Source organism: Priestia sp. Y58, assembly GCF_029522095.1.
In the GTDB taxonomy this organism is placed as follows: Bacteria; Bacillota; Bacilli; order Bacillales; family Bacillaceae_H; genus Priestia; species Priestia megaterium_E.
Window position 1 is genome coordinate 21,963 of the sequence record NZ_JAKWFL010000018.1, and the last position, 14,705, is coordinate 36,667.

Here is a 14,705-nt window from a genome sequence, read left to right on the forward strand (position 1 = left end):
ACATAAAATGAAAGAAAGTAAAAAAAGCTTCGTTTAGGGTGATCTACTTGTAATAAATACGAGAACAAATTTTTGAATGCGGTTACATTTTGTTGGTGTACAAAGTTAAGAATGATGGTGAAGGAGATGAAGGAAGTGATTGCTACACCCTATATAAACTTGGAGATAAACAAGGAACCAGGTGTGCATGTCGTATTGGATGAAACAAAAAAAGATGGTGTTTACTTTATTAAATTAACGGTCAAGTCGGTTAAAAAAAGAATTCTTCCAAAAATGAAATTAAAATGGAGCGTTCCATTGTTAGATATCCAACTATATAAATCTTTACAAACTAGTAAGGGCGATGTGAATGCCTCTTTTGTTCATTGTTTTATGAATAAGAATGGTTCTAACCGCTACACCATTGCATGTTCAGATATACGCCATCCTATTCTGTGTGCTCCCAATTGGAAAGACATGTGTCTAGATGTAGAACTGACCTTATTTAGTGAAAGCACTTGGTCTCTTCATAGCTATGAAACTGAACTGCGAATAGATACAAGAATGCTTGAAACAGAAGAGTTATTTAAAGATTTAGCGAAATGGTATGAGAGAACAGAGATTAATTTAGCATCTGCCTTTGAGCATGCAACGGCAATAGATGAAAAAGGAAATGTCTCGTTAGATATTTGATGGTAAGGAGAGGAATAAAGTGGGAATCTTATTTAATGAAGGTACAAAGGAATTTCACCTGCAGGGACGGGATGTAAGTTATATCTTTTCAGTGTTGAGAAACGGGCAGCTTGGTCACTTGTACTATGGAAAGAAGCTTAAGCACCGTTCATCTTTTCAGCATTTTTTACGTGTAGAAACAAGAGGAGCTAGCGCTTCAGTATATGAAGGAGAACTAGCATTTTCTCTTGAAACAATTAAACAAGAGTATCCTTCTTATGGAACAACAGACTTCAGAGAGCCAGCCTATCAACTTCTTCAGCAAAACGGAAGCCGAATCACGAATTTTGAATACGATAACCATAAAATTTACAAAGGCAAGAAGCCATTGAACGGCTTACCTGCTACATATGTAGAAGAAGAAAGTGAAGCCACAAGTGTAGAAGTTGAACTGATTGATAAATTGCTCAATGCATCACTTATTTTAACGTATACCGTTTACGAAGACCGAAATATTATTACGCGTCACGCACGATTTGAGCATAGAGGAGAAGAAGCAGTCGATATTTTGCGTATCATGAGCGGCAGCATTGATTTGCCTACATCAAATTATGAGATGGTTCAGCTTTCCGGTGCGTGGATTCGAGAAAGACACGTGAAAACACGAATGCTTCAGCCTGGTATTCAAAGTATTTCTAGTGCGAGAGGTACAAGCAGCAGTCAGCAAAACCCATTTTTAATTTTAAAGAATCCAGCTGCAACTGAACATAGTGGAGAAGCGTATGGTTTTAGTCTTGTATACAGCGGAAACTTTCTTGGACAAGTGGAAGTAGATCATTATAATGTATCAAGAATAACGATGGGCATTCATCCTTTTGATTTTCAGTGGCGACTAGAAAGTGGACAAACTTTTCAATCACCAGAACTAGTACTGGCTTATTCAAATAGCGGTCTAAACGGACTTAGCCAAGAGTATCATGAGCTTTATCGCAAGCGTCTCGCTAGAGGAAAATGGCGGGATTTGGAGCGCCCGGTTTTAATTAATAACTGGGAAGCGACGTATTTTGATTTTAACGAAGAGAAAATTGTACATATTGCCAAAGAAGCACAAAAGCTAGGCGTTGAACTTTTTGTATTGGATGACGGCTGGTTCGGTAAACGTAATGATGATACAACTTCTCTTGGAGACTGGTTTGTAGACAAAAATAAGCTTCCGGGCGGTATGAAGTCATTGGCTCAAAAAGTAACGGATTTAGGCATGGAGTTTGGATTATGGTTTGAACCTGAAATGATTTCAAAGCAAAGCAACTTGTATGAACAGCATCCAGATTGGTTGATTCATGTACCAAATCGTCATCAGTCTCATGGACGAAATCAATACGTGCTTGATTTTTCACGAGAAGAAGTAGTGAATTATATTTATGAACGAATGGAAGCTATTTTAAGTGAAGCACCTATCTCTTATATAAAATGGGATATGAATCGAAATATAACGGAGATTGGATCTGTTGGGCTACCCGCGAATCGCCAGTTTGAAGTAGTACATCGCTACATTTTAGGAGTATATGATTTGTATGAGCGACTAACAAAGAAGTTTCCGGATATTTTATTTGAATCGTGTGCAAGCGGGGGCGCTAGATTTGATCCGGGAATGCTTTATTATGCTCCTCAAGCTTGGACGAGCGATAACACGGACGCGATTGAACGTCTAAAAATTCAGTACGGCACGTCTTTTGCTTATCCAATCAGTTCAATGGGAGCACACGTATCAGCCGTACCAAATCATCAAGTACGCAGAGTAACAAGTCTAGAAACAAGAGGAGACGTTGCGTATTTTGGCGCATTCGGTTATGAGTTAGATGTTACGCTGATGACAGAAGATGAAAAAGAAACGGTAAAAAAACAAATTCAGTATTATAAAAAATACCGATCTCTTATTCAAAATGGAACATTCTATCGATTAAAAAGTCCGTTTGAACAAGATGGAAATGTGACGAGCTGGATGGTTGTTTCATCCGATCAAAAACAGGCAATCATCGGTTATTATCAAGTATTAGCTAGATCAAATCCTTCTTATGAACGCATTGAGCTAAAAGGGCTTCATCCTGATTATGAATATACAGTGATGGAAACAGACCAAACAGCTTATGGAGATGAGCTCATGTACGCAGGAATTGCTCTAACTCATGAATATCCGGGTGTTGAAGCATACGATAAAAAATTTGGAGACTTTGTATCGGTTATTTACACACTGCAAGCGCAATAAGCAAAGAGGCTGGGACATAACGAAATAAATCCAATCGAAAGACGAACAAATGAGATACATGAGCTGGACTGGTTATGACACCGCAATTGATTTCCGTGCAAGGCTTCGCTTTCCGCGGGCGGCCGCTGAGCCTCCTCGTCGCTTTCGCTCCTGCGGGGTCTCACCTGTTCCGCTTTTCCCGCAGGAGTCTTCGCCTTGCCCTCCAATCAACTGCTAGAAGGAACGAAACAAATAAAACGATATGCATCATCCAAAAAAAAACGAACCATTCATCAAACAGGTTGATGAATAGTTCGTTTTTTACTTGGGCTCAACTACTTTTGTCCCAGCCTCTTTAAGTTAACTGTTATTTATGAAGTGTTGACATAAAAGGCGTGATAATGGTAACTTTTAGTTATAAATGTTAACTCTTTATTATATTCAGTTTACTAATTGGAGGGGAATCGATGGAAACCACAAGTTTAAGAGATTGGAAAGCACTTGCTCAGTCTATTATTAAAGGGAAAGAAATTACATATAAAGAAGCGCTTCAACTTCTTCATGTACCGGATGAAGAAGTGTTAGAGGTCATGAATGCCGCGTACTTAATTCGTCATCATCATTATGGGAAAAAAGTAAAGCTTAATATGATTATCAATACTAAATCGGGTTTATGCCCAGAAGACTGTGGATATTGTTCGCAGTCGATTGTATCAGAAGCGCCGATTGATAAGTATGCGTGGTTAACAAAAGAGAAAATTGTAGAAGGTGCTTTTGAAGCTCAAAAAAGAAAAGCAGGTACATATTGTATCGTAGCGTCAGGCCGCCGCCCTACTGATAAAGAAGTAGCGCACGTAGTGGGAGCGGTAAAGGAAATTCGTCAAAAGACAGACTTGAAAATCTGTGCCTGTCTAGGATTTTTAACAGATGATCAAGCACACGAACTAGTCGAGGCGGGTGTTCATCGCTATAATCATAATTTAAATACTCACGCTGATAACTATGACAATATTTGTTCTACGCATGGCTATGAAGATCGAGTCGATACGGTTACTACATCTAAAAAAGCAGGTTTGTCACCTTGTTCCGGTGCAATTTTTGGAATGGGCGAGACAAATGAACAAGCCGTTGAATTAGCTTTTCAAATTAAAAAGTTAGATGCAGATTCTATTCCATGCAATTTTCTTGTTGCCGTTCCAGGAACGCCTCTAGAAGACAAAAAGGCGTTAAAGCCAATGCAATGCTTAAAGCTGTTAGCGATGATGCGTTTTGTAAATCCAACCAAAGAAATTCGAATTTCAGGAGGCAGAGAAGTTAACCTCAGATCACTTCAGCCGCTTGGTTTGTTTGCTGCAAACTCAATTTTTGTAGGCGATTATTTAACGACTCAAGGTCAAGAACCTACAGCTGACTGGGGATTAATTGAAGATTTAGGATTTGAAATCGAAGAATGTGCACTGTGAAGCCGTTGAGAAATCAACGGCTTTTTTTATCTTCAGCAGATTTACAGGAACTATACGTTTACTTTACAAAACTCAACAGCTTCTTTATATTGCCTTCACAAATAACCATTATTATAAAACATGTGAACGATAAGTGAATAGTTACTAAGGTTATGAAATTGAGAAACCACAAAAAACAATAGGTCTATATAAACATCCTATGCGTTTTTTGTGGTTTTTTTATAAATGAAAGGAAGGAATCGTTTTGAATAAGGAAGCAGATTTCTTACAACAGCTTGGACAAGATCGTTTAATTGCATCCATTAAAAGTCCGAAAAATTTAGAGCAATTTTTAGAAACAGAGATCCAGGCCGCCTTTTTATTAACGGGAAACATCAGTGTAATTAAACGCTATGTAGATTTACTCAAACAGCATAATCGAACGGTTTTCTTACACATTGAAAAAATTCCGGGAATTAGCTATGACCGGGAAGGGCTTAAATTTCTCGCTAAGTTTGTAAAGCCCACAGGTATCGTAACCACTAAAAGTTCACTCATTAATTACGCAAAACAGGAAGGGCTGGTTGCTATTCAGCGGCTGTTTTTAGTGGATACAGACGCAGTAGCACAAGGGTTAAAAACCGTTCAAGATATTAAACCGGATGCATTAGAACTAATGCCAGGATTGATTCCGGAGATGATAGAGAAAATCGTTAAAAAAACAAGTATCCCTATTATTACAGGTGGACTCATTCAAAATGAAAGCCATATCCAAGCTGCTTTAAAAGCAGGGGCTACGGCAGTTTCTACAGGAAAATCATGGCTGTGGAAAAAATATGAATGAGCGAGAAAGGAGCGTTTTTAATGAAAAAAGTAGAGTTAGTTAACGTTGGAAAGTCATACGATCAAAAAACAAATGTCATTCAAGATATTAATGTCACAATTGAACCTGGAGAATTCTTCGTATTAGTAGGTCCTTCAGGGTGCGGGAAAAGTACAATGCTGCGAATGATTGCCGGATTAGAAGAAGTCACACAGGGAGAGTTGCTAATCGGGGATGTAAAAGCAAATAAACTGCTTCCAAGTCAGCGCGATTTGTCCATGGTGTTTCAAAACTATGCTTTATATCCGCATTTGACAGTAGAACAAAATATTCTTTTTGGTCTGCATACAAAGAAGATTTCAAAGCAAGAACAGCACAAGCGCTGCAGGGAAGCAGCAGAAATGCTTGGTTTAAGTGAATATTTAAAACGAAAGCCTAGACAGCTTTCGGGAGGACAGCGTCAGCGTGTAGCACTCGCACGTGCTATAGTTACTCATTCACCTATTTGCCTGATGGATGAGCCGTTATCCAACTTGGATGCGAAGCTGCGAGCAAAGATGAGATCAGAAATTCGCCAGATTCAGCGTAAGTTAGGTATTACGATGATTTATGTCACGCATGATCAAACGGAAGCGATGACGATGGCGGATCGAATGATGATTTTAAATGGAGGTAATATTCAGCAGGTTGGGCGTCCGCTCGATATTTACAATGCACCGGCAAACACGTTCGTAGCGTCGTTTATAGGTTCTCCCCCTATGAACTTATCAAACGTTTCTATAGAAAATAACTTACTCGTTTTTGAAGATAGAAGAGCTATTTCTATGAGTGCATCATACAACAACCTTAGCGGTAAAAAGGAAGTTGTGGTTGGAGTAAGACCTGAGCACGTTCAGCTTGCGACAAACGACAACACCAGCTTTATCGTAGAGGTAGATAATGTCGAAATTCTAGGAACGGAAACACTGCTTACATTTCAAATGGGAGACAAACAGTGGATGGCTAAGTGGAACGGTCAATGGAATATAAAAGTGGGAGAGCGCGTCCCTATTTTTATCGATCCAAAACACCTGTTTTTATTTGATAGTGATACAGGTTCATGCTTGCACTATGAACCATCAACGGAAGATTTAACTGTAAAGGGGGCATTTGTATGAGTGCTGTTACCAAAACAGCAAACTCGCCTGTTTCTGTTTCATCAAATCCACAAGAAAAGAAGTCAATGCCTAACCTATTGGTAGGATTATCTTACTTGCTGCCATCATTATTGTTATTTGGTGTATTTCTTTTCTACCCAATGATTAAGACCTTATATTTAAGTCTTTTTATTACAGACACACAGGGAAATCCCTTGAAATTTGTAGGATTACAAAATTTCTTTTATCTATTTACAGATCCAAACTTTTTACAAAGTATGAAAGCCACTTTTTTATTTGTACTATACACGGTGCCTATTGGCTTAATTATTGCATTATTCCTAGCGCTAATCGCAAATGAAAAGCTAAAAGGAATTGGTTTTTTCAGAACAATGTTTTCATCTACGATGGGAATGAGCGTAGCGGCTTCTTCTGTAATTTGGATGTTTATGTATAACCCGACAATCGGTGTTATTAATAAAGTATTAAATCTTGTAGGCATTCATGATGTGCAGTGGTTATTAGATCCTAAGTATGCGCTGATTGCTGTGTCCATCTCTACGATTTGGATGAACATTGGTTTTACCTTTTTAATTTTACTTGGCGGGTTACAAAATATTGATGAAAAGCTGTATGAAAACGCGCGTATTGCTGGAGTTAGCTATTGGTATCAGCTCCGTAAAATTACGCTTCCTATGCTTTCGCCAACGCTGTTTTTTATTATCACCGTTTCGTTTATTAACGCGTTTCAAACGTTTGGACAAATTGACATTTTAACAAAAGGCGGGCCTACAGATTCCACAAATGTCATTGTTTATTCAATCTACAAAGATGCATTTGTAAACTATAATGTTGGCTCTGCAAGTGCTCAAGCTACAATTTTGTTTTTCTGTATTCTACTGGTTACGGCTCTTCAATTTAAGCTTGGAGAAAGGAAGGTACATTATCAATGAGCATCACGAGAAAATGGACAACTTATTTGTTACTCATTGCAGCTACTTTAGTATTGATGTTTCCTATTCTATACGCTTTTTCCATTAGTTTTATGAGTGGAGCGGAAGTGTTGGAAGGGAAGATTTGGCCATCATCTTTTTCATTTGAAAACTATCGGGATGCTTTTGAAAAAGTTCCGCTGCTTCATTATTTAATTAATAGTTTTGCTGTATCTATTTTTGTCATGGCTGGGCAGCTGTTAGTTTCAAGTTTGGCTGCTTTTGCATTTGTATTTATTAAATTTAAAGGAAGAGATACTATTTTCTTTCTCTTTATTTCTACGATGATGATTCCATGGGAAGCAACGATGGTTCCTAACTTTTTAACAGCACAAAAGCTAGGCTGGATTAATAACTATTTGGGATTAACAATTCCTTTTTTCGCCTTAGCATTTGGAACATTTTTATTGCGTCAACAGTTTAAAACCATTCCGGGCGAGCTGTATGAAGCTTCTCAAGTCGCAGGGATCAGCCGCTTTCGTTTCTTTTGGAATGTTGTGCTTCCTGTTTCTAAAACAAGTCTAGTTACGCTTGGCGTATATAGCTTTTTAACAACATGGAATATGTATTTATGGCCACTGTTAGTGACAAATACAGAGGATGTTCGTACCGTTCAGATTGGTTTAAAACAAATGCAAACGCAGGAGATTTCAACTGATTGGGGAGTGGTTATGGCTGCTGTCGTGGTTGTTATTATACCGACATTATTACTATTATTCCTAGGTCAAAAACGTCTTCAAAAAGGATTAACACAAGGTGCAATTAAATAGGAGAGTGAATGTGATGAAAAAGATATTGGCTATCGTAACGGCATGCTTGCTGGTCATTCTAGGCGCTTGCTCAAACTCAACTGGTTCTTCGGAAGCGCAAGAAACTAAAAAAACAGCATCAGGTAAAACAGAAGTCGTTTTTTGGCACGCCATGAGCGGTGACCTTGAAAAATCACTCAATAAAATAGTCGATGAGTACAATAAATCTCAGGATAAAGTTGAAGTAAAGCCCGTTTTCCAAGGAACGTATGAGGAAGCACAAACAAAATTTAATACGGTAGCAGGAACTAAAGATGCACCTGCTATCATGCAAACGTTCGAAGTAGGAACGAAATTCATGATAGACAGTGGTAAGGTTCAGCCTGTTCAAAAATTTATTGATGAAGACCACTACGATACTTCACAGTGGGAGAAAAATATTTCAAGCTATTACCAAGTAGATGGAAAGCAATATTCAATGCCGTTTAACTCTTCAACACCTGTGTTAGTTTACAACAAAGATGCCTTTAAAAAAGCAGGGTTAGATCCTGAAAATCCACCAAAAACGTATGATGAATTAAAGGCAGCTGCAAAGAAACTAACAGAGAAACAAGGAAATAAAACATCACAATACGGTTTTTCAATTCTAAATTACGGATGGTTCTTTGAAGAGCTAGTTGCTTCTCAAGGCGGTTTGTATGTAGATCACGAAAACGGTCGTAAAGGGGATGCCGAGAAGGCAGTATTTAATGGAAAAGAAGGACAAAACGCATTTAATTTAATCAATGATATGTACAAAGAAGGTACCTTCTACAATGTAGGGCAAAACTGGGATGATATGCGCGCAGCATTTCAATCTAAAAAAATTGCAATGTTTTTAGATTCATCAGCAGGTATTAAAACATTAGTAGACAATGCTCCATTTGATGTGGGTGTATCAGATCTTCCTGTGCCAAAAGAAGAGGATCGCCAAGGAGTAGCTATCGGGGGAGCATCTTTATGGATGTCTAAAGGAATTAGTGATGAAACATCTAAAGCGGCGTGGGACTTCATGAAATATTTAGCAACACCAGAAGTTCAGGCAAAATGGCACGTGGAAAGTGGCTATTTTGCGGTTAATCCTAAAGCATATGATCAAGAAATCGTAAAGAAAGAATGGAAAAAATATCCTCAACTAAAAGTGACGGTTGATCAGCTTCATAAAACTAAATCAACTTCGGCAACACAAGGCGCTTTAATTTCGGTATTTCCGGAATCACGCCAAAAGGTAGTAACAGGAATGGAAAGCCTGTACCAGGGAGTAAAGCCGAAACAAGCACTTGATCAAGCAGCAAAAGAAACGAATAGAGCATTAGAAGTAGCCAATCAAAAATAACGTATGATTACGAAGCTCGTCTTTCAAGTTATTTTGAGGACGAGCTTTTTATTTAGTGAATGACTAGTTAGGGGAGATAGAGGACAATGAATAATTCAATTGATCTTTATGCGCATCGCGGCTTTAGCGGACGATATCCTGAAAATACAATGATTGCATTTGAAGAAGCTAGAAAAATGCGAGTTTCAGGTATTGAATTGGATGTACAACTAACCAAAGACGGAGAAATAGTAGTGATTCACGATGAACGAATTGACAGAACGACGAATGGAATGGGATATGTTCAAGAATTTTCATATAAACAGCTGCGGTTATTCGATGCTGGAAGCTGGTATGATTCTCGTTTTTCTAAACAATCAATTCCCACGTTAATAGAAGTGTTTGAGTGGATGATGGACAAAAAGACAGAAATGACCGTGAACATTGAATTAAAAAGTGACCAAATTTACTATCCAAAACTTGAGGAAAAAGTTCTTCGTCTAATCGATGAGTTTGATTTAGAAGATCAAGTTATTTTGTCATCTTTTAACTATGATAGCTTGGCTAAAGTGAGATCTCTCCATTCATATATCCCAACAGGATTTTTATTTGAAGGGGTGAGTGAAGATGCGATTGGAAAAGCAAAATCGATAGGTGCGCACCTGCACTGTGATATGTCGTTTGCTCTTTCTTCGTACGGGAAAAAAGCAAAGCAAGAAGGATTAGACTTACGAGTATATACAATTAATGAACTGAATGACTTTTTGAAGCTCCAGCAGGCTTCAGTAAAAGTAGTGATGACAGATTACCCTAACCGTTTTTCCTCTACAATGTTCAAAGGATGACGCAGAAAGGCCGTATGTATTCGTACGGCCTTTTTTATAGGGTAAATATTATTTTATTCTGAATAGTATAAAATTTATATTGTGAAATTGTTTTATAGATGATATATTGAGAGTAGATTATAATGTTCCTTATGAAAGCGAATACATGTTGCGTAGCTCCGCAAATGTTCATTTGCCGGTCCCTAGCATCGTCTGTTATCTCTTTTAGGAGGAATAAAAAATCATGTATGATCAAGATACTATCTATATTATTGGAGATGCCAAAGCTCCTCAAAGCAATCCGATTACTAAAAAGTTCAATCAGTATTTTTTAGGATTGGTAGTTGATAAAACAAATGGAAAAATTATTGATGTGGAATGCTCAGCGACGATTGAGTTAACCGTTCGATTTGTTCAATCAATTTTTATTGGACGTCATATAAGTGATCCCACCCTTATAGACGACATTAACAGCCGCTACTTCGGGTCTTCCCAAAAAGCGCTGGTGGTAGCGTTTCATGATGCACAGAAAAAATATCAGCAAATAACAGCTGCTTTGTCTACATAGACCTAGACGAAATCCAGCCTGACGTTTTCAAACGTTGGGCTGGATTTTGTTTTGCATAAAAACATTTTCGGGGAGATGAAGGGGGAAGAATAAATGATTCAAGATGGATTTATGTATGTGAGTGTGTTAACTGCCTTTGCTGCGCTCATGGTAGGAATTGAAAAAAGATTTAAAGCCAATGGATTTTTTAAGTTTATTCCAGGTATTGTACTTATTTATATAGGAGCGGCTCTTATGCAAACGGCAGGATTATTTGGGGATAGCGAGTCAAATGCCGCCATGTATGAAGGCGTTAAAAATGCACTTCTTCCTGCTATGCTGATGCTTATGCTGTTAAAGTGTGATGTTCGAAGTGTAATTAAACTTGGTCCAAGAATGCTGGGAGGATTCATCGTTGCGGTTTTTAGTATAATGATAGGCTTTATCCTCGTCTATGCCATCTTTAAGAATTTCTATGTAGAGGATACGTGGAAAGCTTTTGGTGCTTTATCAGGAAGTTGGACCGGTGGGTCAGCTAACATGGTTGCCCTTCAAGGGATTTTGGATGTTCCAGAAAATATATTTGGCTACGCTCTTATGATGGATACGATTAACTATGCCGTATGGGTTATGTTTATGTTTTGGCTTGTACCATTTGCATCTAAATTTAATAAATGGACAAAAGCAGACGTCAGCTTTATTGAGAATAGTATAGATGAAGTCGCAGCAACATCTGAAAGCGAAAAAGAAGGCCCACAGTTTCAGCATCTTCTTTATTTGCTTGGGCTAGGTTTGTTCGTTTCGGCATTGTCTACATTTATCGGAGGGCGTTTGCCTGAAGTGGGAGCCGTTATTAATGCAACGAGCTGGACGATTATGATTGCTTCTGTCGTTGGTTTAGTGCTTGCTGTAACTCCAGCGGCAAAAATTCCAGGTACGCTCGATGTATCAAACGTTATGTTATACATCGTTGTAGCGTTAATTGCTTCTCAATCAGATTTTTCAAATTTAGCTCAGGCTCCTATTTACTTAGTATCTGGTTTTCTCATTATGTTCGTCCACTTAGTGATCATGCTGTTGCTAGCTAAACTATTTAAATATGATTTATTTACGCTCGGGGTAGCCAGTTTAGCTAATATTGGCGGAATGGCGTCTGCTCCAATGCTTGCAGCTGCTTATAACCGTGCACTGATTCCGGTAGGAGTCATTATGGCTCTGATGGGTTCCTTCTTAGGTACTTATTTTGGTATGATGATCGCCAAAATTTTAGGGGCGATCTAAGAATAAACCAAAATAGGTATAAAAGAATATGTGTGCTGAATCGAAAGGAAGCGATTGAAATGATAATTAAAGACATAACTGTAAAGCATCAAACCGTTCCACTGCTCGTTCCGTTTAAAACAGCGCTTCGAACAGCAACAGAGATAGACAGCATAAGTGTAGAGATTCAGTTAGAAAACGGAATAAAAGGAAAAGGAGCGGCTTCGCCAACATATGTTATTACAGGCGATTCTTTAGAAGGCATTCAAGCTGCACTTCAAGGACCTATTAAACTAGCGCTAATAGGGGAGGATATACGTCAGTTTCAAAAACTCTTAAAAAAAATTCAAAGCTGCTGTATTCACAATTCAAGTGCTAAAGCGGCTGCCGATATCGCTTTGCATGATGCTTATACAAAGTTTCTCAACATTCCTTTATATGCTTTCTTGGGCGATAAGCAGCCTATCTCTACGTGTATGACGATAAGTGTTGATAAACCTGAAAAAATGGCTGAAGACGCACAAAAAAGTGCAGCGGACGGATTTGACATTTTAAAAGTGAAGGTAGGTTCAATTCCTGAGCTAGACCTTGAGCGTATTAAACATATTCGATCTGTCATTCCGGATCATGTAAAACTTCGGTTGGATGCAAATCAAGGATGGACTCCAAAACAAGCAGTGCAATTAATTAATAAAATGGAAACTCTCAACTTTGGTATTGAATTGGTAGAACAGCCTGTCCCTGCTCATGATTGGGAAGGGTTAAAGTTTGTGACTGAACGAGTAAACGTACCCATTATGGCAGATGAGAGTCTATTTTCTGCCAAAGATGCATTAAGGCTTGTAAGCGGGCGGTACGTGGATCTTTTAAATATTAAGCTAATGAAGTGCGGAGGCATTAATGAAGCAAGAAAAATCGCGAGTATTGCTGAGGCGAACGGTGTTGCGTGTATGATTGGAAGTATGATGGAACCATCACTTTCCGTGGGAGCAGCTGCTCATCTGGCAGCCGCTCATCCAAATATCACGTATTTTGACTTAGATGCTCCTCTTTGGCTTTCAACTGAACTGGATGTGTTAAAGTACAGCGGTCAAGAGGTTTTCTTATCAGATCTTCCTGGAATAGGAGAAATCACCGTTCCTATCTCAAAATAAAAAGATAGTAATATAGTAGAAGGAGAGAGACGATGAATATAAAACTTTGGCTTTTGACGGTAACAACAGTTATTTTAGCTACATTTGGAGTCAGTGCAGTTCCTTCTGTTCATGCTTCTGAAGAAAAAGAAACTGCTTATATAGATGTCGCAGCAGCTACTCTTTGGACAGCACCAAACATCTTGCGTGAAGTGGACGCTCCGTCAGCTACTAATCCTGTAGATATGAAGAAGTGGACCACATCGATGAATTTGAAACAGAAGCAGCAGTTATCTAGTGACGGGATGCTTGAGACACAAGCGTTATATGGAAACAAAGTAACGGTTTTAGAGAGACAAGGAGATTGGGTCAAAGTAGCTGTAGACGGACAGCCTACTTCTCGAAATGAATTAGGATATCCCGGGTGGATGCCTACTAAACAATTAACCTATAGCAAAACGTACGAACAGTATGCAAAGAAGCCTTTTGTAATGGTGACGGCTCCGACTACTTATTTATATCATTCGCCTTCTTTGAAAAAGAAAGGCATTGAAGTTAGCTATAATACGCGCTTACCTCTTTTGGCAAAATCAAAGAGTGCATATAAAGTATTAAAACCAAATGGAAAGACAGCATGGGTTTCTGCAAAAGCAGGAAAAATCTACGCGTCTCAAAAAGATATTCCTGTACCAACTGGCACGGAGCTTGTTGAAAGCGGAAAGGTATTTTTAAATCTTCCATATTTATGGGCTGGCATGAGTGGTTTTGGATTTGACTGCTCTGGATTTACGTTTACGATGTACCAGTCCCATGGTATTACAATTCCACGTGACTCAGGCCCACAGTCTAGAGCAGGGAAACCAGTAGAGATGAACAATCTTCAACCCGGAGACTTATTATTCTTTGCCTATAACCAAGGAAAAGGAAGCGTCCACCATGTAGCAATGTATGCGGGAGATGGTATGATGATTCATTCGCCGAACTCCGAGCGGACAGTAGAGATTATTCCTTTAAACACGAAGGGGTATATTGAAGAGTATGCAGGTGCACGTCGTTATTTACCTTAATTAGTAAGATAAGAAAGAAGCTCTTTTTGTGAAGGGCTTCTTTTTTAATATAGGTATAAATAAAAATTAGAAAATTTAGATTATTTACGTTTAACTACTTCTCAGTAGGGGAAGAAGTAAAGTAAGAAAAAAAACATTTTTCTTCTCGAAACATATTGACTTTATGTGCAGGGCGTTATATTATTATAAGGCGTCGTTGAGACATAACAGTAACAACGAAGCTGAAAAAAGAATTTTAAAAAGTTGTTGACATTACGTCGGTAACTTGATAAGATAATAAAGTCGCTTAAGAGCGGCGGTTGAACTTTGAAAACTGAACAAAGCGACAAACGTCAACGTTAATTTTTATTTTTTAAAATGAGCAAGTCAAACATTTCTTCGGAGAGTTTGATCCTGGCTCAGGATGAACGCTGGCGGCGTGCCTAATACATGCAAGTCGAGCGAACTGATTAGAAGCTTGCTTCTATGACGTTAGCGGCGGA

14 protein-coding genes and 1 rRNA gene are annotated in these 14,705 nt (G+C 38.5%); 14 read left to right on the forward strand and 1 reads right to left on the reverse strand.

The window, feature by feature from the left end:
- The first annotated feature begins 126 nt into the window (after window positions 1–126).
- Both MMB68_RS27090 and MMB68_RS27095 read left to right on the forward strand, forming a co-directional pair.
- Window positions 127–672, forward strand: a complete 546-nt coding sequence (locus tag MMB68_RS27090) for a hypothetical protein (protein WP_260507094.1) — start codon at window positions 127–129, stop codon at window positions 670–672.
- 19 nt (window positions 673–691) lie between these two features.
- Entirely contained in the window at window positions 692–2,917 is a 2,226-nt protein-coding gene (locus tag MMB68_RS27095) for an alpha-galactosidase (RefSeq protein WP_277549591.1), read from the forward strand.
- Between the two features lie 72 nt (window positions 2,918–2,989).
- Here the strand turns inward: MMB68_RS27095 and MMB68_RS27100 are convergent, their stop codons facing one another.
- A complete protein-coding gene (locus MMB68_RS27100; protein ID WP_165573317.1) occupies window positions 2,990–3,127 on the reverse strand; it encodes a hypothetical protein in 138 nt (45 codons plus the stop codon).
- A 236-nt stretch (window positions 3,128–3,363) separates the two neighbouring features.
- On the opposite strand from MMB68_RS27100, the gene bioB reads away from it, so the two are divergent.
- The 12 genes from bioB to MMB68_RS27160 all read left to right on the forward strand — a co-directional run.
- Window positions 3,364–4,359: a biotin synthase BioB gene (gene bioB / locus MMB68_RS27105; protein ID WP_165636558.1), complete on the forward strand. Its 996-nt coding sequence runs from the start codon at window positions 3,364–3,366 to the stop codon at window positions 4,357–4,359.
- Between the two features lie 244 nt (window positions 4,360–4,603).
- The gene (locus MMB68_RS27110) at window positions 4,604–5,182 is read left to right on the forward strand and encodes a glycerol-3-phosphate responsive antiterminator (protein ID WP_028412676.1); all 579 of its coding nucleotides are present in this window, start codon (window positions 4,604–4,606) and stop codon (window positions 5,180–5,182) included.
- A gap of 20 nt (window positions 5,183–5,202) precedes the next feature.
- On the forward strand, window positions 5,203–6,318 hold the full coding sequence (locus MMB68_RS27115; RefSeq protein ID WP_028412675.1) for an ABC transporter ATP-binding protein: 1,116 nt from the start codon (window positions 5,203–5,205) through the stop codon (window positions 6,316–6,318).
- Window positions 6,315–7,250 (forward strand): carbohydrate ABC transporter permease, encoded by a 936-nt coding sequence (locus tag MMB68_RS27120; RefSeq protein ID WP_028412674.1) that lies wholly within the window; start codon window positions 6,315–6,317, stop codon window positions 7,248–7,250. The genes MMB68_RS27115 and MMB68_RS27120 overlap by 4 nt, the downstream gene beginning before the upstream one ends.
- Entirely contained in the window at window positions 7,247–8,059 is an 813-nt protein-coding gene (locus MMB68_RS27125) for a carbohydrate ABC transporter permease (RefSeq protein WP_033580861.1), read from the forward strand. The genes MMB68_RS27120 and MMB68_RS27125 overlap by 4 nt, the downstream gene beginning before the upstream one ends.
- 13 nt (window positions 8,060–8,072) lie before the next feature.
- Window positions 8,073–9,413: an ABC transporter substrate-binding protein gene (locus MMB68_RS27130; RefSeq protein ID WP_277448687.1), complete on the forward strand. Its 1,341-nt coding sequence runs from the start codon at window positions 8,073–8,075 to the stop codon at window positions 9,411–9,413.
- 86 nt (window positions 9,414–9,499) lie between these two features.
- A complete protein-coding gene (locus MMB68_RS27135) occupies window positions 9,500–10,237 on the forward strand; it encodes a glycerophosphodiester phosphodiesterase (RefSeq protein ID WP_277549592.1) in 738 nt (245 codons plus the stop codon).
- A gap of 223 nt (window positions 10,238–10,460) precedes the next feature.
- Complete coding sequence (locus MMB68_RS27140; protein WP_028412670.1) at window positions 10,461–10,784, forward strand: DUF3870 domain-containing protein; 324 nt, start codon at window positions 10,461–10,463, stop codon at window positions 10,782–10,784.
- A 93-nt stretch (window positions 10,785–10,877) separates the two neighbouring features.
- Entirely contained in the window at window positions 10,878–12,044 is a 1,167-nt protein-coding gene (locus tag MMB68_RS27145) for a DUF819 family protein (protein ID WP_277549593.1), read from the forward strand.
- A 59-nt stretch (window positions 12,045–12,103) separates the two neighbouring features.
- Window positions 12,104–13,177, forward strand: coding sequence for a dipeptide epimerase (locus MMB68_RS27150; RefSeq protein WP_277448689.1), 1,074 nt, complete (start codon window positions 12,104–12,106; stop codon window positions 13,175–13,177).
- A 32-nt stretch (window positions 13,178–13,209) separates the two neighbouring features.
- Entirely contained in the window at window positions 13,210–14,223 is a 1,014-nt protein-coding gene (locus MMB68_RS27155; RefSeq protein ID WP_277549594.1) for a C40 family peptidase, read from the forward strand.
- A 375-nt stretch (window positions 14,224–14,598) separates the two neighbouring features.
- A 16S ribosomal RNA gene (locus MMB68_RS27160) occupies window positions 14,599–14,705 on the forward strand; the annotation flags it as partial.